A 24,190-nucleotide genomic window follows, 5' to 3' on the forward strand; every position below is an offset into this window, starting at 1 on the left:
TCATTGTTGTTAAACTATTCAGTTTCATTACGATAATAAAGTTTAACATTATTAATTCAGATTCACAATTTTATATTGGTAATGTTACAAATTCATAAATAAATAGTAATAAAAATGAAACTAAAAAATAAAAATAGAGGTTTCACTTCTTCATCATTTTTTATTACTCGATAATAAATGAGTGTCTACATCTAATAATAGAACGTAAAACTAGCAATAAATCTCTATTATTAAGGGTATTAATCATGAGAAAAAACGTTAAATGATGATAAGCAACCTCGATTTTTATATTATATGAATTAAGACTTTTTATATTCCATCATAACAAAACTAGCCGCTTGTGAACGATTTTTATAATAATACTGATTTAAATCAATTGTCCCTTCAATTTCACCATCACGATACTTCATTTCATTAGTAAAATTATTTATCATGACGAAATCAGAACGATCTCTAATTACGTCTAAATCATCGTTACGTGCGAAAAAGTGCTCTAAATTTAAGTGTGCGTAATCCATATTAACCTCCCTTAGTGCATACCAAATTTATTTATGTTGAATTATCATTTTAATGTCAATTTTATGCTTTTTTATTTGAGTTTTAATAAGTCTATGCTTACTATTTAACACCTTATTGGAAAATTACGCAAATGATAATTTTTATAAAGTAAGTTATCTTCTTTTTATCCGGAAATAATATTTATGTACATAAATAGGAGTGCATATTTTGGAATTTGAAGAAGTTTATAAAAACTATAATAAAATTATTCATTATTTGTTAAATCACTATCACATCACTTATAATTATGATGAATTTTATCAACTCTTACTTATTAAAATGTGGCAACTCTCTCTAAATTACGATGAACAAAAATCAACCTCGATAAGTACATACCTCTTCACGAGATTGAAATATCATTTAATAGACCATTTTAGGAAAGAAAATAATAGATCCAATCAAATCACTCTTGATGCCCATCTTCACAATTCTTATGATTCTACAATTCTCCTCAATGATTTTAACTTAGTGTTAGAAGACTTCTCTGATCAACTCAAACCACAAGAAGCGCAATGGCTGCGTCTTCATATTCAAGGCTTTAAACAATATGAGATAGCCCAGCACATGAATTTATCTCTAACTTCTATAAAGAAAATTAAAAACTCCACTAAACAAAAATGTTTAAATAATCTTAAATAACCATGAAGGAATGAACAACATGACTACTTATTCAACGAGACATTTACTTTATTTAAAAACTGCTATATCTAATGAGACAGAAACACGTATACAATACTCTGACTATCATATCACTGTCCCCTTTACACCACAGAAAATGATTCACTATCTACTTGAGTTGAATCACACTTCATTACAAGTGCAATCGTCAAAAGCTAAAAGATTACTAAATATAAATAAACTAATACCTATCTATATCAATCGAGATACAATTTTATTCCCACTAACACAAAAACGTGCATCAATAAAATATTTTATTAACGCACGTAAAATTATTGGAATTCACTCTTCTGTAGATTCTACTATTATCATTTTCGACAATACGACTCTACTTCGTACTGAAATCCCCTATACACTGGTATCCAAAAAATGGCAAGAAAGTTTAACTCTTGCTCAAATCATTGAAAAGACTAGCGCTTATTAAATTTTAATTCTAGTAATTTTTTTGTAAATAATGCTGTAATTATTTTAATTAAATAAAGGCTCAATATCATTATACAGATTGCTGCTATTAAAATGATAATTACTAATAAACTAGATAATTCAACTTTAGGATTAATAAAGTAATGAACTGAAGTTAAACTTGTTATCAAACCTGTTAAAAATAATCCAAGTAATAAAGCATATGTTACAACAATACTAAATAGTAATATAAAGGTTTTACCTGAAGTAGTACTTTTATGCTCGTATATATGATTTTTGAGATAACGATTAGAAAACTGAATGGGTTTATTAAAATCTACATTATCTTCACTATCTAACTGACTTAGCTTTTTATTCAATTGTTCTTTTTCTTTTTTATTTAAAAACCATAATTGTTTTTGAACCTTTTCTTTAAACGTCTTTTTGTCCATAAATTGGAGTACGCTCCTCAAATCTAATAATTACTATAAATCATAAATTATTTATCATACTGTTGCAATCACTCTTAAAAATCTTCAATGAAAAAGCAATCGATGAAGTGTTATTTCTTCATCGATTGCTTTTATAAATTAACTACAATTAAGCTTTACAAGATAGAAAGACCTGAGCTTTGAATATCTTTAGCGAAACCTTTAACTGTGTCAATTGAGAGTTCTTCAATATTACGACCCAAATTTGAATTAACTTTTTTGACCACATCAGCTGGACATGTGATGATATCTGCACCTATTTCATCAGCTTGAATAACATTAATCACTTCGCGACAACTTGCCCAAAGTAACTTAACACCTTTTTTACTATGAGTAACTTCAACAGATTCCTTCATTAAAGGTAGTGGATCTACACCAGTGTCAGCTATTCGACCAGCAAACACTGAAACATATGTAGGTACGCCTTCAGTAACAGCATTTGTAATATCTCTAACTTGTTCAATGGTATAAACTGCTGTAACATTTAATCTCACATTATCAGCTGATAATTTTTTAATTAAGGGAAGCGTTGATTCCCCTGTTGTTGTTACAATAGGTATTTTTACAAAAACATTATCACCATATTGTTTAAGGATTTCAGCTTCCTTTTCCATAGTTTCTAAATCATCCGCAAAAACTTCAAAAGAAATAGATGCATCTGGAATTGCTTTAACTACTTCTTCAGCAAATGCTTTATAATCAGTCACCCCTGCTTTAGCCATTAAACTAGGATTAGTAGTAAAACCATCAACATACTTATTATTATAAGCAGCTTTCATTTCCTCAATATCAGCGCCATCTGCAAATACTTCTACATTTAACTTCGTCATTTGTTGTTCCTCCTTAACTCAATACGTTCAATACGATAATTCATAAGTATTTTAAAACAAGATATGTATGTATATTTATAATTATAATAGAATTATAGCTTTCACGTGTTATTATTAAAACTTTATAAGATATTTATAACATGCACCGTTCAGACAAGCGAATGATATGCCTTAAAATCGCTGTTTAAAAAGAGACATTAATCTTTATAATAATGATCAAATTATTTTTACTATTCTCATATTCATAAAATGTGATAGTATATTGTAATGATGTAAATCAAGGAGGCAACGTATGGCACGTTCTAAGAAATACTTTTACTTAAGTATACTTATGATTATTGTTAGTTTTTTCTTTAATACTAACAATTCTTTATTGAGTCATATTTTAGGCTCATTTATGAAATTAATGGTTGCTACATCAATAGTAAATATTATTATCTTAATTTTATCTATTATTTTTGCGGATAAATCAATTAAATATTCAAGAGAAAGTAAAGATTGGATAAAAGTAGCAAGTAAACTTCTACCTTTAATTATATTTATAGTTATTGTGATACACATTCTTTCATCACTACACACATTTGGTTTTATATTTAATTAATCAAACGTAACAAAATAAAATTAAAATGTTAAAACGTTAATGAGGTGTTAATCCCATGCAGTACATATATATATTTATTGGTGGCGCTTTGGGTGCATTACTACGTTACGCTTTTTCAACGCTTAATGATAGTTCGGGATTCCCCTTAGGCACCTTTATAGTCAATCTTTTAGGTGCTTTTTTAATGGGACTAATTGGCACTTTGACAATTACCCTATTTAAAAAGTACCCTCTAGTTAAAAAAGCAATAACAACAGGGTTTATAGGCGCCTTGACGACTTTCTCCACTTTTCAATTCGAACTCGTCCAATTATTTGATCATCACAATTTTATGATGCTTATCATATATGGACTGACAAGTTACATCCTAGGTATCATTTTCTGTTACTTAGGAGTTAAAATAGGAGGTCAATTATGAAGTTAGCTATCCTTCTTGTTATGTTAGGTGGAGGTTTAGGCGCTGTAATTAGAGCGTTTATAACAAATATATGTAATGAAAAATTCAATTCTGCTATTCCTATAGCAACTTCAATAGTTAATATTTTAGGTAGTTTTCTAGGCGGGATAACATTGGGTTCTTCAATTTCAAATGACTGGATATCACCTTTTTTTATAACAGGAGTTCTAGGCGGATTAACTACTTTCTCTACACTTACAAATGAATTAGTTCATTTCATGACACCCAATTTTAAACTAGGTCATTTTATAGGATATTCACTACTGCAATTTTTAATTGGATTTATAGCTTGTTATATAGGATTTCATCTTTAATACTGTTGACTATTTTAAAAAAGACCATAGTAAAAGCACTCTGATACATGTATCAGAGTGCTTTTTTATAATCATTATTATTTATGCCCGTTATACTCGGCAGGATGCGGTCCCATTCTTTCATCTTTATTTAAACTATCAATTTTCTCCATCTGAGCATCAGAAAGTTCAAAATCAAATACATTTAAATTTTCTTCTATACGATGCGGCGTCACTGACTTAGGAATAACAACTACCCCATGTTGAACATTCCATCTTATAATCACTTGTGCAGGTGATTTACCTATCTCATTTGCGACTTCGTTGATAGTTTCATCTTCTAAAATTTTAGCATTCATTAACGGAGACCAAGATTCCATAACGATGCTTTGTGCTTCTAAATATTTACGTAAGTCTTTTTGAATTAAATATGGATGAAATTCAACTTGATTGATAACAGGTTTTATAGATACCTGAGCGAGTAAAGCTTCAAAATTTTCAGGAGTAAAATTACTTACACCGATGTTTTTAACTTTATTATCTTTGTATAAATCTTCCATTCCCTGCCATGTATCAATCATGACTGCTTCATTTGTTCCAGGCCAATGCATTAAATATAAATCCAAGTAATCTAAACCTAATTTATGAATGGTTGTTTCATAAGCTTGTGCAACATTATTACGACCATAATCTTCTAACCATAATTTAGAAGTTATAAATAAATCGTCACGTTGTAAACCTGTAGAAGCTAGTCCTTCTTTTATCCCTTGACCAACCATTTCTTCATTACCATATATTTTGGCTGTATCTATACTTCTATAACCATTTTCAATAGCATGTTTAACAGCATCTTTACATTGATCACTATTCTCAACTCTATATGTCCCCAAACCTACTTTAGGCATCTCTCTACCATTATAAAATTGAACTGTTTCCATCATATTCACTCCTCATCTATGCTTTAGTGTCTATCATATTACGATTCAATCTAACTGTAAAAATATTAATATGATTTTCTCTCTTCAGATTTCTATACCCTGTTCAAATAAAAAAATACAAACGTAAGAAAATCATTTTCTTACGTTTGTATTAATTAATTAAAAGACTCTATTTTATCCATAATAGTTTGTAACTCGTCCACGTTATATTGAATACGTCCATGGAATACAAATTTATTAAAGAATTCATCGAGTTGTTCAGGCCCAACTAGAACCTTAACATTAGAAGCCTGATTATAATTAGAAATTGTAACATCTCCATCATTTTTAGGATTAAAATACAAAATTGAAGTTGGTGTATATTTAGTGTTTAATTCACTTTGTAAATCACCTGCAAGATTTTGAATATGTTTAATCTTCTCAGAATAATTAACAAATGATAAAGATTGTTGATCTTCATTTTGATCTAATACTAATGTTTGAGGTGTAGATTCATCTAAATCAAGTGTTTGGAATACTTGAGACATTGTTGGTAACTCTTTGAACTGAGCACCACTAATACCATTATACACATGACCTTTTAAAAGTTGAGAATCAATGATATATAAACCAGTTCTAGTTAAAACAAGATGACTGATGCGTTCGATATTATTAAATTCATTACTTGGTAGGAAGATATTTGCCATAATGTGCATATCTTCAGGACGAATTCTCTTCTCATTAACAAGACGTTCACGAATACCAATCAATCTCATATCTGTTACATATTCACTATGATTTTTAGAAAATAGTTTTAATGCATCAATTTCTCTATCTTTACTGCTTACTGTCGCATCAAAATCTTCTTTTTGTTTTGTGACAGCCTTTTTATTTTCAACTCTTTCTTTTTCTAAGGCTTCTTCATGAGATTCTTTCATATGTTGCTCTTTTTCTTTATATTGGGCTTCTGTTTGGTTTTTAATTTTCTTTTTACTGTGATTCGCTACTAAAAAGAGAATAAAGAAAAGAATTGCCACAATAATTGCAACGATTAAGCCTATAACTATCGGTGAAGATAAACTCATCACAACAACGCTCCTTTAACCATTTCAATAACTCTCATTATAATAGAAAAAAATCAATTTTTCGACATTTAATTAATATTTATTTCTCTTAATTTTGAAAGCTATGGTTATCATTCGACCGCATCTTTAAGTAAATTAACTTTGTCTAATTTTTCCCAAGGAAGTAAAACATCAGTACGGCCAAAATGACCGTATGCAGCAGTTTGTTTGTAAATAGGATGTTTTAAATCTAACATTTTAATGATTCCAGCTGGTCTTAAGTCAAAATTATTTCTAACCGCTTCAACTAGTTTAGCTTCTGAAACTTTACCAGTACCAAAAGTATCAATTGAAATAGATACTGGCTCAGCCACACCAATGGCATAGGCTAATTGCACTTCACATTGATCAGCTAACTCCGCGGCTACTATATTTTTAGCAACATAACGTGCAGCATAAGCAGCTGAGCGATCAACTTTAGTTGGGTCTTTACCACTGAAGCAACCGCCACCATGACGTGCATAACCGCCGTAAGTATCAACAATGATTTTACGCCCAGTTAATCCTGCATCCCCTTGTGGTCCTCCGATAACAAAACGACCTGTAGGGTTAATAAAGAATTTAGTATCAGCATCTAATAAATCATCTGATACTGTAGGGTAAATGACATGTTTTTTAATATCTGCTTCAATTTGTTCCAATTCAACATCTTCAGCATGTTGAGTAGATACAACAATTGTATCTATACGTTTAGGTTGATCGTTCTCATCATATTCAACTGTTACTTGTACTTTTCCATCAGGACGTAAATAATCTAAAATTTCATCTTTACGCACATCAGATAAACGTTTAGCAAGTTGATGTGATAAGAAAATTGGTAATGGCATATACGTATCTGTTTCATTAGTGGCATACCCAAACATTAACCCTTGATCTCCTGCACCAGTCGCTTCTATTTCTTCTTCTGAAATTTCATTACGGTATTCTAGCGCTTTATCAACACCTTGTGCGATGTCTGGAGATTGTTCATCAATAGCGGTTAAAACTGCCATAGTTTGGAAATCATAACCATATTTCGCTCTTGTATAACCAATATTTTTAATTGTCTCACGCACTACTTTAGGTATATCAACATACGTTGATGTTGAAATTTCACCAGAAATAAGCGCCATACCAGTCGTTACTGTTGTCTCACATGCGACACGCGCATTTGGGTCGTCTTTTAAAATTTCGTCTAGAATTGCATCAGATACCTGATCTGCAATTTTATCGGGATGACCTTCAGTTACTGATTCTGAAGTAAATAATCGTTTATTATAAGTCATGTTTTGCTCCTTTAATATAAATTACGAAAATTCTCTTTTATTTGAGAGCTAAATAAAAGAGCCTTCATCACTATCAAGATAGAGAGAAGGCCCTTAAACGTCCATTCGCTCTTATCGTTCAGACGATATATGTCTGCAAACGGTTTGGCACCTTTCTTTATCATAAAAGAGGTTGCTGGGTTTCATTGGGTCCATGTCCCTCCACCACTCAGGATAAGAGAATCCGTTAAGAATAATAGTACCGAATTCAAGGTTCAATGTCAATTTATGATTTTCGTTAAATGCTTATGTTAACGGTGGATTAATAAAATTAATGTGTTATACTATTTAAATGTAAAGGCTTACATAACTACTATTGCTTTGGAGGGATTGAGTATGTCAGTAGACACATACACAGAAACAATAAAAATAAAAAATTTACTAGAGAAACCATCAACACAATTTCAACTCTCAACAACTCAGCTATACAATAAAATTTTAGATAATAATGAAGGGAAATTAACTGAATTAGGTGCAGTGAATGCAAGTACTGGGAAATATACGGGGCGCTCACCTAAAGATAAATTTATCGTAACTGAACCTTCTTATAGAGATAATGTCGATTGGGGAGACATTAACCAACCTATTGATGAGGAAACTTTTTTAAAACTTTATAATAAAGTTCTAGATTATTTAGGTAAAAAAGATGAATTATACGTATTTAATGGTTATGCAGGAAGCGACAAAGATTCACGTTTAAAATTAACTGTGATTAATGAATTGGCTTGGCATAATTTATTCGCGCACAATATGTTTATTCGTCCAGAATCTAAAGATGAAGCTAAAAATATCAAACCTAATTTCACAATTGTATCAGCACCTCACTTTAAAGCTGATCCAGAAGTAGATGGCACTAAATCAGAAACATTTGTCATCATTTCTTTCAAGCACAAAGTCATTTTAATTGGTGGCACTGAATATGCTGGAGAAATGAAAAAAGGTATTTTCTCAGTAATGAATTATCTTTTACCAATGCAAGATATCATGAGCATGCATTGTTCAGCTAATGTAGGTGAAAAAGGTGATGTCGCTTTATTCTTTGGACTATCAGGCACTGGTAAAACAACCCTTTCAGCTGATCCAGAACGAAAACTTATTGGGGATGATGAACATGGCTGGAACAAAAATGGTGTATTTAACATTGAAGGTGGATGCTATGCCAAAGCAATCAACCTCTCTAAAGAAAAAGAACCTCAAATTTATGATGCAATTAAATACGGCACTATACTAGAGAACACAGTCGTAAAAGAGGATGGTACAGTAGACTTCGATGACAATAAATTCACTGAAAACACTCGTGCTGCTTACCCTATCGAACATATTGATAATATCGTGTTGCCTTCAAAAGCAGCTCATCCTAATACAATTATTTTCTTAACTGCTGATGCCTTTGGTGTGATCCCTCCTATTTCCAAACTAACCAAAGATCAAGCAATGTATCATTTCTTAAGTGGATTCACTTCTAAGTTAGCCGGTACAGAACGTGGAGTAACTGAGCCTGAACCATCGTTCTCAACATGTTTTGGAGCACCATTCTTACCATTAAATCCAACTGTTTACGCTGATTTATTAGGTGAATTAATCGATAAACATGATGTTGACGTTTATTTAGTTAATACAGGATGGACTGGTGGAAAATATGGTGTAGGACGCCGAATCAGCTTACACTATACGCGTCAGATGGTAAACCAAGCTATTTCAGGAAAGTTAAAAGATGCTGAATATAAAAAAGATGAAACATTTGGTTTAAATATCCCAGTTGAAATTAAAGATGTGCCAAAAACTATTTTAGACCCAGTGAACGCTTGGAGTGATGCAAATAAATATCATGAACAAGCTCAAGACTTAATTAATCAATTTGAGGAAAACTTTAAAAAGTTTGGTTCAGAAGTAGAACACATTGCTGAAAAAGGTGCATTCAATAAATAAATATTTCCAATTAATAAAGGGTGAGACGTTTGTCTCACCCTTTTTAATATATCTCTATCTTGATTTAAAATTTGTTATCACAAATTATTTTTAGTTTCTTCAATATTGGTCATCCATTGTTGAATTTTAGATAATGTTTCTTTCATTGCTGGAGGTCGTGGCACATGACCTTCATCTAGTTGATAAAACGTTTCGTAGTACACCCTCTTAGCTGTCAACTTTTCTTCTAAATCATAAGCTTGGTGAATGCCAACTTGCTTATCTTTACCTCCATGAACAATTAATATAGGAGGGCTGGTAGAATCAATGGTTTTCATCGCGTTTCTTTGTTCATAAGCGTCTTTATCTTTTTTAGGATGGCCCACCATTCGTCTTAACATCCCTCTTAAATCAACACGTTCCTCATACATTAAATGAATATCTGAGACGCCTCCCCATATGATGAAGCTATTTACAGGTAAGTCTTGAAAGGTTAATAAACCTTGTAGTCCACCACGTGAGAATCCTATCATATGAATATATGCTGAGGGATACTTATCATGTAAAAGTCGAATTAATTGTGTTACATCATTCAAATCTCCTCGATAAAATTCATCTTTACCTTCACTACCGTTATTACCTCTATAATATGGCCCTATAACTATCGTATGTTCATTTGCAAACTGCATTAATCTTGCAGCTCTTACACGACCTACTTGTCCTTTTCCACCGCGAAGATATATAACTATACGTTGAATTACATTTTGGTCTACTGGTGTCATCATTAAAGCTTTGACATTTAATCCATCTACTTTATAGGTTACTTCATCAAAATGATGCGTATGAGCGTCGATTGGCATTTTCTTAATTTTTGTAAAATCCAAGCGCTCTCACCCTTTCTAAACATTTCAATATCGTCGCATCTTGTATTAAAAAACTTTGCTTATCCGTAGGTATGTTGGAAACATTTTCAAATAGACATGGACCATTTGTCTCATAATAAGTTGAAGTTTCAATGAAATGACTTACTTCAATGAAAAATACATCTTTAAGAAATGTACTATGATCATTTGTGTTCACTTTATATTGCGCAATATAAATACATTTCTCAGCAACTGCGCCTGTCTCTTCATATAATTCCCTTAAAACCGCATCTAATGGTGTTTCACCGGACTCAACTTTACCCCCAGGGAATTCAACTCCACGAACTTTGTGTCGAGTAAATAAGAGTTGATGATTATATATTGGAATCGTGAGTACGTGATTACCACTAGGCGTATCCTTATTCGTTTTAAAATTTAAAGTGACCGTTCGATTGTCTTTATCACGAAACTCCACAATCCACACATCCCCTCTTACTATGTTAAAATAAATCTATTAAATAATTTGTTGGAGGCGCAATACCATGATAAAAAAGATTTTTCTAGCGCTAGTTGTATTTTATCAACGATTCATATCACCGTTGACACCACCTACTTGTCGATTTTATCCAACATGTTCGGAATATACGAGAGAAGCAATCCAATATCATGGTGCATTTAAAGGGCTTTATTTAGGTATACGCCGCATTTTGAAGTGTCATCCATTTCATAAAGGTGGCTTCGATCCAGTACCATTAAAAAAAGATAAACAATCGACATCAGAACATAAACATTAAAGTTTTGTTAGTTTAGTTTTTTGTACTTTAGGGGGAATAAAATGAATCATTCCCTCTTTTAAAATGCCTGAATCTCTCACTAAATCACCTTCAAAGTAATATCCGGAAGGTGTAACATCACCTGGATAATCTCCCTCTTTAGCTAACATTGCTGTAAAATATCTACTTAATCCAAATTCATACATGCCACCGACTACAAATTTAATATTTTTTTCTTTTAAAATATCTATTGCCTCTAAAACTTTATCAATACCACCTAATCTATACGGCTTTAAAACAACTAATTGAATAGGAAATTTTTCAATAATTGAAACAATATCTTTGATAGAAGTCGCCTTCTCATCGATAGCTATAGGTGGATATTCGCTCACATTCATTGCATTTAAATTCTCTAATGATTTAAACGGTTCTTCAATATATATGATATTCGCTTGATTAACCTCACTAATCTTTGAAAATGATTCAACATTCAGCGATTCATTCGCATCAAGTGCTAAATCACAATGAATATCATTTTGATGTATAGCATTGATATCTTCAACAAGTTGTGAAGACCACTTAAGTTTAACACGACGTGGCTGTGTTTCATAAAGCTTATGTAACTGTTCATTTGTTAAACCACTTATTGTCGCACCATAGGTTACTGAGAAAGATGATAACTCATGATACATTTGATAAACTGCCATAACGATAGCTGAACGAGTCGCTGGGGTCTCCTCAAGTTGCTCTAAATAAACAGACCACTCTCTAAATGAATTAAATTCTTTGTCAATAAGCTGAGGTATCCACTCATTGAGCGTATGAACTGCTATATCTATCGTTTCATCATCATACCAATTCGTAGTAAACGCATTACACTCACCATAAAAAGATTGATTATCTCGGGTTAAAATTTCAACAATTAAACTTTCACGTTCATAAAGTTTAACTTTAGGTGTAATAATGGGAGATTTGAAAGGTTGTTTATACGTGTATAAATGAATAGCTTTAATAATCATAATTGATTTCCTTCATATGTTACTTTGCTACGTTGCAGTTTTCCTGTAGAAGTATACGGTAAATTCTTTACTTGATAGAAGGCTTTAGGCACTTTATATTTTGCTAAATTCTGTTGAAAATGGTTTAACAATTCTTCTCTATTGACTTCATTTTCAGAAACAAAATAAAGCACAGGAATTTGTCCCCAAGTATCATCAGCAACACCTACACATACTGCATCAGAAATTTCATTAAATTGTTTAGCAACTGTTTCTATTTGGTATGGATAAATGTTCTCTCCCCCACTTATAATTAAATCTTTACGACGATCATAAACCATTACGAAACCTTCTTCATCTATCTCAGCAATATCTCCAGTTTTGAAAAAGCCATCTTCAAATGTCTTTGTCAAATTCTCAGGATACAAGTAACCATTCATCACATTTTCACCTTTGATAAGAAGTTCACCGTGACCATCTTGATTAGGATTCTTAATTTTTACTTTTACATTGTCACTCGGTTTACCGACTGTATCATGTTTTTGAGCTAACAATTCAGGTGAAGCTGTTAGAAATTGCGAACATGTTTCTGTCATACCGAAAGAGTTATAAATCGGTAACTGATTGGCAAGTGCTTGCTCTATCAGATTAGAAGAGAGTTTTGCTCCTCCAAGTAAAATTTTTTCTATTGAGAATGGTTGTGTAAGACCACCATCCATCAACCATTTTAATGTTTGAGGAACAAGTGAGACATGCGTCATGTTTTCATCTTTAATAATATGAAGCATCTTATCAGTATTAAATTTACCAACTAAGCGAACTGTGAATCCCTCAATGACTGATCTTAAAATAACGCTCAGACCAGAAATATGATAAATAGGTAAAACTGATAGCCACTTTGTATGTTGATCAAAACCTAAACTTTGTTTACAACCTGTAGCACTTGCTAAATGATTATGGAACGTTTGTGGCACAGCTTTCTGTGGGCCTGTCGTTCCAGAAGTGAACATGATAGATGCAATATCTTCTAAATTGAATTGTTTAGATTGGAGTTGTTGAGGTGTTAAATTTCTAAGACCTTCAATGTTGTATAATTTAAAATCCTCCATTGTTAGAGGCATCGTATGTAATATGGTATCAACACGAACTGATTTCATCTGATTTCTCATTTCTTGCTCAGTTAAACGCGTGTTAAGCATCGCTATTTCGATTTGAGCAATCCAGCAAGCATGTATAAGTATGACCGAATCTAAATCATTTTTAATAAATAAACCTACTCTTTTCTTATGAAGTGACTGAATGTAGCGTGCCAAATCATAAGCCTTCTCATACAGCTCACTAAACGTTAACGATTGTTCATCAGTGGCCACTGCAATTTTATCTTTATTTAATTGTGATTGTTCTTTTAACCAATAACCCACAACGCATTCCTCCAAAATTAAATACAATACTCATTATAACGATTCACTGCATAATTATCAGTACTTTAGCTTAAAATATATAAGGGGTTAACATGTTATTTTTGATAAGCATATATTAATTATACCTTTATAAATGTTATAATATTAAATAAGATTTACTATGTTTAATTAATATATAAATATATAATTAAAATAAATTCATACAGATAAAAGGAGGAACTCATATATGGTAACGTTTGTAATGATTTTTCTTTTTGTTTACTCGCTTGTTATAACAATGATGTATTTTAATAAAGATAAGAAATGATGTTTCCTGTCGCCACAGAAAGTGATTCTTAATAAAAGAATTTGAGAACAAAGAAGATTAAGAAGTAGTTAAATATTTAAATGAGATTTTCTTGAGACTAAATTAGAAAATGTTGTGACTATAATAAAGCTTAATTATCATACTCATAGTCACAATTTGACTAAAAATTTAAAATGAATAAAAACTATTCAGAAGTAGAATTTTACAAAACACATCCAAAGTGTTGATACATAAGGATTTAAAAGAATGCAAAAAATTAACGCTTATAATGGATTTAAACCATTATAAGCGCGTTTGTACGGAGAGTGAGGGATTCGAACCCTCGAGACGCTTGTGACGCCTACACACTTTCCAGGCGTGCTCCTTCGGCCAACTCGGACAACTCTCCACTATTGAATTTTATTTAAGATATAAAAAAACAGAAGCGATATTTCACTTCTGTTTGTATGACTCCTACGGGACTCGAACCCGTGTTACCGCCGTGAAAGGGCGGTGTCTTAACCGCTTGACCAAGGAGCCATGGCTCCACAGGTAGGATTCGAACCTACGACCGATCGGTTAACAGCCGATAGCTCTACCACTGAGCTACTGTGGATTAATAAAATGGAGCGGGTGATGGGAATCGAACCCACAACATCAGCTTGGAAGGCTGAGGTTTTGCCATTAAACTACACCCGCGTAGTATAATACGATTATGGGGCGGTTGAAGGGAATCGAACCCTCGAATGTCGGAACCACAATCCGATGCGTTAACCACTTCGCCACAACCGCCAAAAATAGCGAATGGTTCAGGACAGAGTCGAACTGCCGACACATGGAGCTTCAATCCATTGCTCTACCAACTGAGCTACTGAACCATAATAGTAATGGCGGTCTCGACGGGAATCGAACCCGCGATCTCCTGCGTGACAGGCAGGCGTGTTAACCGCTACACTACGAGACCTATTAAAATTATGTATTGCGGGAGGCGGATTTGAACCACCGACCTTCGGGTTATGAGCCCGACGAGCTACCGAACTGCTCCATCCCGCGCTAATATTATTTTTGACTACCTTATAATCTTACCATTTTCTTCTTTACAATGTCAATACTTTTTTAAAGAAAATTAACATTTTGTTCATTTCAACTTCAAACCTATTTGCAATAATTGAAATGAATGACGCTTTAATTAAGTACTTTATTAGTATATAAACTCCAACACATTTCGTCAATATTGTTTTGGAATTAAATTGTGTAAAAATTAACCTCATATATCTTTTTATATTATTCTTTACTAAAAGATATATGAGATACCTTGATAATCACCTATTAGACAACTTGTGCTCTACCTTTAGATATATACTTACTTAGTCATGTAACCTTGCATTCTAGATTGTAAAGAAGTAAATGTTTTAAAACCTTCATCCTCTAAAAAGTGTCCACCCTCATCGACTATTCGAATCTTACCTTCCAACGTATCCATTAACCTTTTAGTCTCTTTATAAGAAACATATTTATCATCTTTAGATGTAAGTCCGTAAAAATGATCGACTTGAGATTTAACTTTTTCATAATCTATTGATATGCCCTCTAAGTTGACATTCTCATCAATATCATGGGCATCTTCTTTGAAACCTGCAATACTAAACAATCCTTCAATATGATGATGAGTCCCCTCAATATATTTTAGTGCAGCTATCGTACCAAAACCATGGGTTACAAAATAAGTATCATATTTACGAATTTCAATTTGTTCTTTCATTTGTCTTACCCATTCATCAATTTTTGCATGATCATCTGCCTCTAAATTAAACAACGTCACATGATAACCTTCTAAAGTTAAATTATGCTTCAACCACTCATACCAATGATTTGTGGCATTCCCATATTTTGAATGGATTATAATCACGTCAGTCATTTTTCAACACCTCATTCAACGATTGATTCATTTAATTCTTATTTTAAAATAAAAACACTTTAAAAAGAAATGATATTCAAATGATTTATCTATCTCACCGCTTCTTAGATTTAAATCATCCCATTCTCATTAAAGTGTTTTACAACATCTAAATTTCTTCTAAAATTTCTTCAACAGCATTTTTTCCTTGTTGAATACAATCAGGTAAACCTACCGCTTCAAAAGGTGCTCCAGTAATTCTTAATCTAGGATAAGTATTCTTTATATGTTGTTGAATTATCTTTATATTTTTTATATGCCCTACGTGATATTGAGGCATACTTTTAGGCAAACGATTCACTATCGTAAAGTCAGGATCACCCTTGAATGTCATCATTTTCCTTAAATCTTTACGAACAATTGATACAATTTCATCATCAGTATGGTCATCTACTACAGTGTCGCCTGGTTTACCTACATAAGCTCTAATTAATACTTTACCTTCAGGTGTAGTAAACGGCCATTTTTTCGAAGTCCAAGTACAAGCTGTAATATCTGTTTGACTCGTTCTAGCTATAACGAATCCAGTACCATCATACGTATTCTCTATATTCTTTTCATCAAAAGCCATAACCACTGTTGCAACAGTAGTCGAGTCCATCTTATTAAAGTAATCAAAGGCAGGATCATGGCTAAACCATTTCATAAATACTTGTTGTGGTGTAGTAACAAGTACCCCATCAAATGTTTCACTACTATCTTCGAGTAAAATTTCATAATCTTTCTGAGAAACTTTAATGTCACGTACTTGAGTATTGTAACGAATATTTACTCCCTTATTCTGAACATTTTCTGCCAATGCTTCAATAAATGAACTTAAACCATGTCTAAACTGTTTAAATTGTCCTTTAGGTGCCCCTGGGTATAGTTGACGATGTTTAATACGTTTTTCTTTCTCATCTTTCATTCCTTTAATCAAACTGCCAAATTGTTCTTCTTTTTCTTTAAAGTTTGGAAATGTACTCATTAAACTTAATTCATCAATATTAGTACCATATATGCCACCCATTAAAGGTTCAATCAGATTTTCTAATACTTCATCACCTAGTCTTTTTCTAAAAAAGTCGCCGACAGAAATATCATCCTCGATTTGAATCGGTTTCTTAAACAAGTCCATTCCAGCTCTTAATTTACCAATTGGAGAAATAAGCTTCGTTTTAATAAATGGCTTTATATCTGTTGGAATGCCCATAATAGAGCCACCTGGTATAGGAAATAATTTATTTTTAGCGTATATATACGATTGACCCGTAGTATTAGTAATTAAGTCATTTTCTAGACCAATATCTTTAGCCATATCTGTCATGATAGTTTTACGTCCTAGATAGGATTCTGGACCTAACTCAATAGTATACCCTTCATGTCGATATGTTTGAATTTTACCTCCAGGACGATTAGAGGCTTCAAATATCGTTACTTCTATAGTTGGATCTTGTTTTTTTATAAAATACGCACTCGATAAACCAGTAATACCTGCGCCGATAATCGCAATTTTTTTACTCAACTTTTTCACGCTTCCTTTCAATTCCACCTGAATCTATCATGAAAATGTATCAAATTTTTTAATTTATTTCTCTCAAAAAATGAATTCCCCCGTTATACTGGAGGAATTCTGTCATCACTTTATTAATGCTTTAACTTAATTTTAAAAATGAGCTTTAATTTCGTCAACAATTGCTCCTATAAATAGCGGGTTTGTATTAGGCATTTCAGGACGATAGTATTTAGCGCCAATTTCATCACATACTACTTTACATTCGTAGTCATTGTCATAGAGCACTTCTAAATGCTCACAAACAAATCCTACTGGTGTATAAATAAAGTTTTTGAAATGATGTTCTTGATATAATTCTCGCGTAAGATCTTGAACATCAGGTCCTAACCAAGGTGTACCGGTGTTTCCTTCAGATTGCCAACCTTCTGCTACATGAACAATATTGGAGTCTTGTTTAAGAATTTGAGCTGTTTCATGCAATTCTTTAGGATATGGATCATTATTACGCTCAATCAGACCTTTAGGTAAACTATGTGCTGAAACGATTAAAACTGTTTCATCGTGCTCTTCTTCAGGAATTTGATTTAACGTTTCATTAATTTTATCTGTCCAATATTTAATAAATTTTGGTTGGTGATAATAATGTTTAATATGAGTCAATTTAATGCCATATTTATCTGCTTCTTCTTGTGCGCGATTATCATAAGAACCTACTGAAAAACTTGAATAGTGTGGCGCGAGCACAACTGTTACAGCTTCATCAATGCCATCTTTATGCATTTTTTCTACGGCTTCTTCAATATAAGGAGAGATATGTTTTAATCCTAAATATAATTTAAATTCAACATTGTCATACGTTTCATTTAAAGCTTTAGTTAATGCCTCAGCTTGTCGATCTGTTGTTCCTGCTAAAGGTGATAACCCTCCGATAAATTCATAGCGTTGTTTTAAATCTTGTAGTTCTTCTTCAGTTGGTCTTTTACCGTGTCTAATATCAGTATAATAAGGCTCGATATCACTCTCTTTGTATGGTGTACCGTACGCCATCACTAATAATCCAATTGTTTTACTCATTGATAAAACCTTCCTTTAATTGATAGTTATCGTTACTTTAATAAGGTTTGGAGAGACACCAAATCTTCGAAAGAACTATTTTTGAGTATAGTTATGAACGAATTCACTCACTTTTCTTAATGTTTCAGGTTTAACTTCTGGAAATACACCGTGACCTAAGTTAAATATATGCTTGCCACGCGCCGTTCCTTGATCAAGAATATCTTTTAGTCGTGATTCGATAACATCCCATGGTGCTAATAATAATGAAGGGTCGAGATTACCTTGTAGTGTCTTGTTTACTCCCATTTGATCAGCCTGATTAATAGATGTTCTCCAATCTAGACCTAAAACATCAATAGGTAAATCATTCCATTCATTAATTAAATGACTTGCGCCTACCCCGAAAAGTATCACAGGTACATCATAATGAGCTTTGATACCACTCACTAATTTCTTCATAGCTGGCTTGATATAATAGTTATAGTCTTGGACGTTTAGTGCTCCTACCCAAGAATCAAAGATTTGTATTAATTCAGCACCAGCCTCAATTTGAGCGACTACATATGTGATTGACACATCTACAAGATGGTCCATTAGTGCAAACCATGTAGGTTCGTCTCCATACATCATGGCTTTAGTAAAATTATAATTTTTAGAAGGACCTCCCTCAATCATATAAGATGCTAATGTGAACGGCGCACCTGTAAAACCAATCAACGGTACATTTAATTTTTCCTCTGTAAGCAATTTGATTGTTTCTAAAACATAAGGTACATCTCTTTTAGGATCTATCTGAGATAATTTTTCAACATCTTGTACTGACTTAATAGGGTTTGAAATCACTGGTCCAATACCAGATTTAATTTCTACATCTACACCTATGGGTTTTAAAGGTGTCATAATATCCTTATAAAGAACAGCCGCATCAGTATTGTAATTATCTACTGGTAAATGCGTAACATACGCACATAATTCTGGTTGATGCGTAATTTCAAAAAGTGAATATTTTTCTTTAAGTTTGCGATACTCAGGTTGAGAACGTCCTGCTTGTCTCATAAACCAAACTGGAGTGTGTGACGTTGATTCACCTTTTATTGTCTTTAATATCGTATCGTTTTTACTATGCACCCTAGCGTCCTCCTACATTAAAATCATTCTTATCTATAATAGCATATTGTATACAATTTCGTATTTTATTATGCTTAAATGTCATAAAAAAGACATAGTACTTTTATTTATAAAACCTAGCTTTATAAACTTTAAAAATATACTTTATTTTTATTAAAAAACGGGTAAGTAATTCCTAGATATTCTAATAACGTTAAATTATATATTTAATTTTATTTTTAGTTAAATTTGTAAATTTAGGATGAATTCTATTACTTTTAATTAGAAAATCTGAACTTTTGCAGTAGCAAAAGGAATTTTATAATCGTATAATAAGACAAAACAAGGGAGGTTTGTATCATGAATTTATATACATCTTATGGGACATATGGATTCTTAAATCAAATTAAATTGAATAATCCAGATCATGACCTATTTCAGTTTTCTGCTTCCGATACATCAGTCATTTTAGAAGAAACTGAAGATAAGTCAGTTTTAAAACATCCTAGTTCTTACAATGTACTCTACCAAGTTGGAGAATTTAACGAAAATCATTTCTACTGTGCTTTGTTCATTCCCTCTTCAGAGGATCATAGTAATCAACTAGAGAAAAAATTATTGCACTTGGGCGCACCTTTTGATTCATTCGCTGGTTTCAAAAGTTATCGATTATTAAAACCTTTAGAAGGTAATACTTATAAAATATACTTTGGCTTCGCAAATCGCACTGCCTATGAAGATTTCAAAGCTTCAGAATTATTTAACGATAATTTTTCTAAGGTAGCTTTAAGTCAATTCTTTGGAGCAAGTGGCCAACATTCAAGCTATTTTGAAAGATACTTGTATCCAATTGATGAAAACTAATATCAAAATAAAAAGTTCTTAGCGTATTGTATTGAACGCTAAGAACTTTTTTTAGTCTCTTAATAAAGTTTCCTGATATTTTAACTTTTTAATGGTACTTCTTATTGTTAACCACCCTACAATAAAGAAAAGTAAAGCAAAGAAGAACAATGTAGGATGTTTTATAACAAATAGTATTGTAAAGATAATACCAACACCAATCATTAATCGGTATAAAAATTGTTCATATCCTTTGATAACTTTCGTATCAGAAACTGGCCATACTTGTGGCCATAAACCATATGCTTGTTGAGTATAGAACTGAGCCATTTGCAATAATGTAATATACATAAATAAGCTTCCTATAATCAGAGATACGATTGGATTTGATAACCATAACATTAAAACGAGTGCTATAATCACTAATCGAAGAATGATACTAAACGCGTCTCGTCCTCTTACAAAGCTTCTTACAAATAAGAATAAGTACATACGATTTTCATTAAACTTGTTACCCTTTGGTGTGGGTAATATGAAATCTAAATAACTTCTACGTACTGCTGACTCTCTTAAATGTTTCACATCAGTAAACATATTTACAAATTTATAATAATTCGTGTGTTTTTGTTGCTCAATCGCTATCATTCTCTCCCAAGGAAATAATTGCTTTTTGCTATTCAATTTTAAAATCAATAACAATACCCCTACGATGAAAATAAATATAATAGCAAAGTAATTATGAAATCTTAAAATTAAATAAAATGTTATACCAAATAGTACAAATAATAATAAATTAATTGTCCAACTTGAAAGATTTAGCTTTAACCATTGCCATTTAACAAGTAATCCTAAATAAGGAAAAATGATAGCACTTATTGCAAATACAATATAAAATGTAAAATGGTTATCATTTAATTTATAAAATAAAGGAAATAGTATAATAAGAAGTATGACTTGTAAAAAAATTCTTGAACTATAACTATATATTAAACTTACTTGCATATAATCTTTCATATGTTTCTCAAATGGTAATAGAAAAATTTTATCTGCGTCTTTTAATAGTGTTCGAATTGGAAATAATGAAACTAATGCTACAGCAATACTTGCAAATAGTGCATAATCAATATGTTGTGGTATATGTTGTAGCCATTCACCATATCCAAAAATAAATGCACCTAACAATATAAGTAAAAACACCGTGAAATGACCATTAAAAATGAATTTGTTATAGTAACTTTTTTCTTTACGAATCGCTTTATATCTCCGATTAAACAGAGATAATGATTGATTATTCATTGGCATTGCCACCTTGTGTAACATGTATATAAATATCATCTAAGGTTCTATCATACAGACCTGTTTGTTCACGTAGTTCATCTAAGTTACCAAACGCAACAACTTTCCCTTGATCTAAAATAATAAATCTATCACAGTAACGTTCCGCTGTAGCAAGTATATGTGTACTCATTAAGACAGTTCGATTTTCGTTTTTCTTTTCAACCATTAAATCAAGCATTGATTGTATTCCCAAAGGATCGAGACCTAAGAATGGCTCATCGATGATATACAATTCTGGATCAACGATGAAAGCGCAAATGATCATGACCTTTTGTTTCATTCCTTTTGAGAAATGACTTGGAAAGACTTTTAATTCATTTTCTAAACGAAATACTTTTAAAAGTGGCTCAGCACGACGCATTGCCTCTTCCCTACTTAGTTGATAGGCCATAGCAGTCATCTCTATATGCTCTTCTAATGTAAGTTCTTCATAAATCACTGGTGCTTCTGGAATATATGATAATTTTCTTCTATATACTTCAATGTCATCATTAATATTTGTATCAGAAATGGATAATGAACCTTCCATTGGATTAAGAAGTCCTAACATATGTTTAATTGTTGTACTTTTTCCTGCACCGTTAAGACCAATTAAACCAACAATTTCGCCTTTTTTTAATTCAAAATTTATATCTTTAATTACAGGACGTTTTCCATATCCGCCTGTAAGATGTTCAACTTTTACTGTCATAAGGCACCTCCATGCAAACTATTGTACCAAAAAATAATGTTTTAACCTAAAATAATCATTGCTATCATGTTGTTTTAAATTGAGTAATGCTATAATAATGACTAACAAATGATAAAGAGGAGTGTCATTGTTATGTCAGAAACTATTTTCAGTAAAATTATTTCTGGAGAAATTCCAAGCTTTAAAATTTATGAAAATGACTACGTTTATGCCTTTCTTGATATTTCACAAGTGACGAAAGGTCACACATTATTAGTTCCTAAGAAAGTTTCGGCTAATATTTTTGAGACTGATGAAGAAACAATGAAACATATTGGAGTGGCTTTACCTAAGGTAGCCAATGCTATTAAAGCCGCTTTTAACCCAGATGGATTAAATATCATTCAAAATAATGGAGAGTTTGCAGATCAGTCTGTATTTCATCTTCACTTCCATCTTATCCCAAGATATGAAAATGATATCGATGGCTTTGGATATAAGTGGGAAACGCATGAAGATACAATTAATGACGACGCTAAAAAAGAAATTGCTGAACAAATTCAAGCACAATTTGATTAATCGTGCATATTCCTTGTTATACTGGGTATGATAAAAATAATACAAATATCCGACATATAAAGTGAGGAGAATAAAAAATGAAAGTCACAAGAATATTATTTGGCTTAGGTGTAGGTGCTGCAGCAGGATTTGCAGTAGCATTAAGAAATCGTGACGACCATAGTGTCAAACATAATACAATTGATGCGAGCCAACCTACAGGAGCACAATCTGAACTTGAACGAGAAATTGAAACTATGAAACAAACATTTAATGATATTCTTAATTATGGTTCTCAAATTAAGAATGAAAGTGTTGAATATGGTAGTTCAATTGGAGATGAGTTTAAAGAGTTAATTGGTAACTTTAAATCTGATATTAACCCTAATATTGAAAAGCTCCAAACTCATATTGAAAATTTACAAAACCGTGGAGAAGATATAAGCAACGCTTTCTCTAAAGATAAGTAATTTCATTAGCTATGGCATGATGCCATAGCTTTTTTATTTTACTTAATCATAATTTCTTTTAGACATTTTAACACTAGCTTAATTAATGACTTTATCAACTTCTTTTTTGTAAATTAAACTGCCCCTTGACTATTCCTGTGAACACGTAGATAATACGTATCGAACATTAACACAGAGATGAGGCTTACATTATGTATTTATGCACTCGACAAATTGATATACACGCAAGATTTGGAATTCAAAGAATTGCTTTCATGAGTATAGTAGCAACTATTATTACCTTTTTAGTAAGCTATGAAATTATGTACTATTTCTCTGATACTCCTTTATCAGATCGACATTTTATCATTTTATTAATCTTTATAATTTTAATGTATCCCATTCATAAAATCATGCATCTTGTTTTCTTTTTGCCATTTTATAAATCTTTTAGAGTCCATAAATTAGTTAAAAAGAAATGGCTGCCATATTTTAATACGTATGTTAATACGCCTGTCCATAAAGTATATTTTTGTATAAATTTAATTTTACCTATATTATTATTAACTGGCATTTTTGTTCTGTTAAGTATTCATCTACCTCAATATGGTCATTATTTTATGTTTTTATTATCATTAAATATTGGCTTTTCTATGATGGATATTTTATATTTGAAAATCTTACTTTTCTCAAATGATGGTCATTATGTAGAGGAACATCAATCTGGTCTACATATTTTAAACAAAGTTAATAATCCTAAATCAACTAGAACTTCGCTCTAGTTATAAGGATTACCATCTTTTGCGTAATTGT

At 31.8% G+C, this 24,190-nt stretch carries 27 protein-coding genes, 8 tRNA genes and 1 riboswitch; of the genes, 11 read left to right on the forward strand and 24 right to left on the reverse strand.

All coding sequences use genetic code 11. The annotated features are described in order from the left end of the window. Nucleotides 1-299 precede the first annotated feature (299 nt). On the reverse strand, nucleotides 300-518 hold the full coding sequence (locus tag AC3WQX_RS05965) for a hypothetical protein (protein ID WP_002434817.1): 219 nt from the start codon (nucleotides 516-518) through the stop codon (nucleotides 300-302). Nucleotides 519-726: 208 nt separating this feature from the next. Between AC3WQX_RS05965 and AC3WQX_RS05970 the strand changes: the two genes are divergently transcribed. Then, the gene (locus tag AC3WQX_RS05970; protein ID WP_023350069.1) at nucleotides 727-1,197 is read left to right on the forward strand and encodes a sigma-70 family RNA polymerase sigma factor; all 471 of its coding nucleotides are present in this window, start codon (nucleotides 727-729) and stop codon (nucleotides 1,195-1,197) included. A 19-nt stretch (nucleotides 1,198-1,216) separates the two neighbouring features. After that, entirely contained in the window at nucleotides 1,217-1,660 is a 444-nt protein-coding gene (locus AC3WQX_RS05975) for a competence protein ComK (protein WP_002434754.1), read from the forward strand. Here the strand turns inward: AC3WQX_RS05975 and AC3WQX_RS05980 are convergent. Together AC3WQX_RS05980 and AC3WQX_RS05985 are read right to left on the reverse strand one after the other, a co-directional pair. Then, nucleotides 1,647-2,090, reverse strand: coding sequence for a hypothetical protein (locus tag AC3WQX_RS05980; protein ID WP_023350068.1), 444 nt, complete (start codon nucleotides 2,088-2,090; stop codon nucleotides 1,647-1,649). The genes AC3WQX_RS05975 and AC3WQX_RS05980 overlap by 14 nt on opposite strands. Nucleotides 2,091-2,245: 155 nt before the next feature. After that, nucleotides 2,246-2,959 carry a transaldolase gene (locus tag AC3WQX_RS05985; RefSeq protein ID WP_002434689.1) on the reverse strand — a complete coding sequence of 238 codons (714 nt, stop codon included), beginning with the start codon at nucleotides 2,957-2,959 and terminating at the stop codon, nucleotides 2,246-2,248. Nucleotides 2,960-3,251: 292 nt separating this feature from the next. On the opposite strand from AC3WQX_RS05985, the gene AC3WQX_RS05990 reads away from it, so the two are divergent. Genes AC3WQX_RS05990 through AC3WQX_RS06000 form a run of 3 tightly spaced genes read left to right on the forward strand, consistent with a single transcriptional unit; the run spans nucleotide 3,252 to nucleotide 4,331 of the window. Next, nucleotides 3,252-3,560 carry a hypothetical protein gene (locus AC3WQX_RS05990; RefSeq protein WP_002434733.1) on the forward strand — a complete coding sequence of 103 codons (309 nt, stop codon included), beginning with the start codon at nucleotides 3,252-3,254 and terminating at the stop codon, nucleotides 3,558-3,560. 55 nt (nucleotides 3,561-3,615) lie between these two features. Further along, nucleotides 3,616-3,978: a fluoride efflux transporter CrcB gene (crcB, locus tag AC3WQX_RS05995; protein WP_023350067.1), complete on the forward strand. Its 363-nt coding sequence runs from the start codon at nucleotides 3,616-3,618 to the stop codon at nucleotides 3,976-3,978. Continuing rightward, complete coding sequence (locus AC3WQX_RS06000) at nucleotides 3,975-4,331, forward strand: fluoride efflux transporter FluC (RefSeq protein ID WP_023350066.1); 357 nt, start codon at nucleotides 3,975-3,977, stop codon at nucleotides 4,329-4,331. Before crcB ends, AC3WQX_RS06000 begins: the two co-directional genes overlap by 4 nt. A gap of 77 nt (nucleotides 4,332-4,408) precedes the next feature. Here the strand turns inward: AC3WQX_RS06000 and AC3WQX_RS06005 are convergent, their stop codons facing one another. The 3 genes from AC3WQX_RS06005 to metK form a co-directional block, all read right to left on the reverse strand. Further along, nucleotides 4,409-5,248: an aldo/keto reductase gene (locus AC3WQX_RS06005; RefSeq protein ID WP_002434834.1), complete on the reverse strand. Its 840-nt coding sequence runs from the start codon at nucleotides 5,246-5,248 to the stop codon at nucleotides 4,409-4,411. 155 nt (nucleotides 5,249-5,403) lie between these two features. Beyond that, a complete protein-coding gene (locus AC3WQX_RS06010) occupies nucleotides 5,404-6,312 on the reverse strand; it encodes a nuclease-related domain-containing protein (RefSeq protein WP_002434861.1) in 909 nt (302 codons plus the stop codon). 110 nt (nucleotides 6,313-6,422) lie between these two features. Continuing rightward, a complete protein-coding gene (gene metK / locus AC3WQX_RS06015; RefSeq protein ID WP_023350065.1) occupies nucleotides 6,423-7,616 on the reverse strand; it encodes a methionine adenosyltransferase in 1,194 nt (397 codons plus the stop codon). A gap of 108 nt (nucleotides 7,617-7,724) precedes the next feature. Further along, nucleotides 7,725-7,836, reverse strand: a riboswitch (SAM riboswitch). Nucleotides 7,837-7,991: 155 nt separating this feature from the next. Here metK and pckA point away from each other — a divergent pair. Beyond that, complete coding sequence (gene pckA / locus AC3WQX_RS06020) at nucleotides 7,992-9,584, forward strand: phosphoenolpyruvate carboxykinase (ATP) (protein WP_002434740.1); 1,593 nt, start codon at nucleotides 7,992-7,994, stop codon at nucleotides 9,582-9,584. A gap of 77 nt (nucleotides 9,585-9,661) precedes the next feature. Here pckA and AC3WQX_RS06025 read toward each other — a convergent pair whose 3' ends face one another. Together AC3WQX_RS06025 and ytkD are read right to left on the reverse strand one after the other, a co-directional pair. Continuing rightward, the gene (locus AC3WQX_RS06025; protein WP_023350063.1) at nucleotides 9,662-10,447 is read right to left on the reverse strand and encodes an alpha/beta hydrolase family protein; all 786 of its coding nucleotides are present in this window, start codon (nucleotides 10,445-10,447) and stop codon (nucleotides 9,662-9,664) included. Then, nucleotides 10,428-10,901: an RNA deprotection pyrophosphohydrolase gene (ytkD, locus tag AC3WQX_RS06030; protein WP_023350062.1), complete on the reverse strand. Its 474-nt coding sequence runs from the start codon at nucleotides 10,899-10,901 to the stop codon at nucleotides 10,428-10,430. The genes AC3WQX_RS06025 and ytkD overlap by 20 nt, the downstream gene beginning before the upstream one ends. Before the next feature lie 70 nt (nucleotides 10,902-10,971). On the opposite strand from ytkD, the gene yidD reads away from it, so the two are divergent. Then, nucleotides 10,972-11,220: a membrane protein insertion efficiency factor YidD gene (yidD, locus tag AC3WQX_RS06035; protein WP_029625717.1), complete on the forward strand. Its 249-nt coding sequence runs from the start codon at nucleotides 10,972-10,974 to the stop codon at nucleotides 11,218-11,220. On the opposite strand, the gene menC is transcribed toward yidD, so the two are convergent. The 14 genes from menC to hemE all read right to left on the reverse strand — a co-directional run bounded on the left by menC (nucleotide 11,217) and on the right by hemE (nucleotide 19,540). Then, a complete protein-coding gene (menC, locus tag AC3WQX_RS06040) occupies nucleotides 11,217-12,218 on the reverse strand; it encodes an o-succinylbenzoate synthase (protein WP_023350061.1) in 1,002 nt (333 codons plus the stop codon). The two genes, yidD and menC, sit on opposite strands and share 4 nt — an antisense overlap. Next, entirely contained in the window at nucleotides 12,215-13,618 is a 1,404-nt protein-coding gene (gene menE, locus AC3WQX_RS06045) for an o-succinylbenzoate--CoA ligase (protein WP_492739915.1), read from the reverse strand. The genes menC and menE overlap by 4 nt, the downstream gene beginning before the upstream one ends. Before the next feature lie 606 nt (nucleotides 13,619-14,224). Next, a tRNA-Ser gene (locus AC3WQX_RS06050) sits at nucleotides 14,225-14,313 on the reverse strand. Between the two features lie 59 nt (nucleotides 14,314-14,372). Then, a tRNA-Glu gene (locus AC3WQX_RS06055) sits at nucleotides 14,373-14,444 on the reverse strand. A gap of 1 nt (nucleotide 14,445) precedes the next feature. Beyond that, nucleotides 14,446-14,520: transfer RNA gene (locus AC3WQX_RS06060), tRNA-Asn, on the reverse strand. A gap of 9 nt (nucleotides 14,521-14,529) precedes the next feature. Further along, nucleotides 14,530-14,603: transfer RNA gene (locus AC3WQX_RS06065), tRNA-Gly, on the reverse strand. Nucleotides 14,604-14,620: 17 nt separating this feature from the next. Then, nucleotides 14,621-14,696 (reverse strand) — tRNA-His (locus tag AC3WQX_RS06070). A 13-nt stretch (nucleotides 14,697-14,709) separates the two neighbouring features. Then, nucleotides 14,710-14,782: transfer RNA gene (locus AC3WQX_RS06075), tRNA-Phe, on the reverse strand. 10 nt (nucleotides 14,783-14,792) lie between these two features. Continuing rightward, nucleotides 14,793-14,868, reverse strand: a tRNA-Asp gene (locus tag AC3WQX_RS06080). Between the two features lie 15 nt (nucleotides 14,869-14,883). After that, a tRNA-Met gene (locus tag AC3WQX_RS06085) sits at nucleotides 14,884-14,957 on the reverse strand. A gap of 310 nt (nucleotides 14,958-15,267) precedes the next feature. Next, nucleotides 15,268-15,822: an RBBP9/YdeN family alpha/beta hydrolase gene (locus AC3WQX_RS06090; protein ID WP_002434723.1), complete on the reverse strand. Its 555-nt coding sequence runs from the start codon at nucleotides 15,820-15,822 to the stop codon at nucleotides 15,268-15,270. Nucleotides 15,823-15,970: 148 nt separating this feature from the next. Continuing rightward, the gene (gene hemY, locus AC3WQX_RS06095) at nucleotides 15,971-17,365 is read right to left on the reverse strand and encodes a protoporphyrinogen oxidase (RefSeq protein ID WP_023350057.1); all 1,395 of its coding nucleotides are present in this window, start codon (nucleotides 17,363-17,365) and stop codon (nucleotides 15,971-15,973) included. A gap of 141 nt (nucleotides 17,366-17,506) precedes the next feature. Then, nucleotides 17,507-18,430, reverse strand: coding sequence for a ferrochelatase (gene hemH / locus AC3WQX_RS06100; protein ID WP_002434744.1), 924 nt, complete (start codon nucleotides 18,428-18,430; stop codon nucleotides 17,507-17,509). A gap of 75 nt (nucleotides 18,431-18,505) precedes the next feature. After that, on the reverse strand, nucleotides 18,506-19,540 hold the full coding sequence (gene hemE, locus AC3WQX_RS06105; protein WP_023350056.1) for a uroporphyrinogen decarboxylase: 1,035 nt from the start codon (nucleotides 19,538-19,540) through the stop codon (nucleotides 18,506-18,508). Between the two features lie 339 nt (nucleotides 19,541-19,879). Between hemE and traP the strand changes: the two genes are divergently transcribed. Further along, entirely contained in the window at nucleotides 19,880-20,383 is a 504-nt protein-coding gene (gene traP, locus AC3WQX_RS06110) for a signal transduction protein TRAP (protein WP_002434692.1), read from the forward strand. 51 nt (nucleotides 20,384-20,434) lie between these two features. Here traP and ecsB read toward each other — a convergent pair whose 3' ends face one another. Both ecsB and ecsA read right to left on the reverse strand, forming a co-directional pair. After that, nucleotides 20,435-21,658: an ABC transporter permease EcsB gene (ecsB, locus tag AC3WQX_RS06115; protein ID WP_023350055.1), complete on the reverse strand. Its 1,224-nt coding sequence runs from the start codon at nucleotides 21,656-21,658 to the stop codon at nucleotides 20,435-20,437. Then, entirely contained in the window at nucleotides 21,651-22,391 is a 741-nt protein-coding gene (gene ecsA, locus AC3WQX_RS06120) for an ABC transporter ATP-binding protein EcsA (protein WP_002453567.1), read from the reverse strand. Before ecsA ends, ecsB begins: the two co-directional genes overlap by 8 nt. A gap of 132 nt (nucleotides 22,392-22,523) precedes the next feature. Between ecsA and AC3WQX_RS06125 the strand changes: the two genes are divergently transcribed. The 3 genes from AC3WQX_RS06125 to AC3WQX_RS06135 all read left to right on the forward strand — a co-directional run bounded on the left by AC3WQX_RS06125 (nucleotide 22,524) and on the right by AC3WQX_RS06135 (nucleotide 24,159). Continuing rightward, nucleotides 22,524-22,949, forward strand: coding sequence for an HIT family protein (locus tag AC3WQX_RS06125; protein WP_002434751.1), 426 nt, complete (start codon nucleotides 22,524-22,526; stop codon nucleotides 22,947-22,949). 77 nt (nucleotides 22,950-23,026) lie between these two features. Continuing rightward, the gene (locus AC3WQX_RS06130) at nucleotides 23,027-23,398 is read left to right on the forward strand and encodes a YtxH domain-containing protein (protein ID WP_002434824.1); all 372 of its coding nucleotides are present in this window, start codon (nucleotides 23,027-23,029) and stop codon (nucleotides 23,396-23,398) included. Between the two features lie 191 nt (nucleotides 23,399-23,589). Next, nucleotides 23,590-24,159 carry a DUF3267 domain-containing protein gene (locus AC3WQX_RS06135; protein WP_002434864.1) on the forward strand — a complete coding sequence of 190 codons (570 nt, stop codon included), beginning with the start codon at nucleotides 23,590-23,592 and terminating at the stop codon, nucleotides 24,157-24,159. The last annotated feature ends 31 nt before the right edge of the window (nucleotides 24,160-24,190 follow it).

Source organism: Staphylococcus sp. FW104-15G4D, from assembly GCF_058790135.1.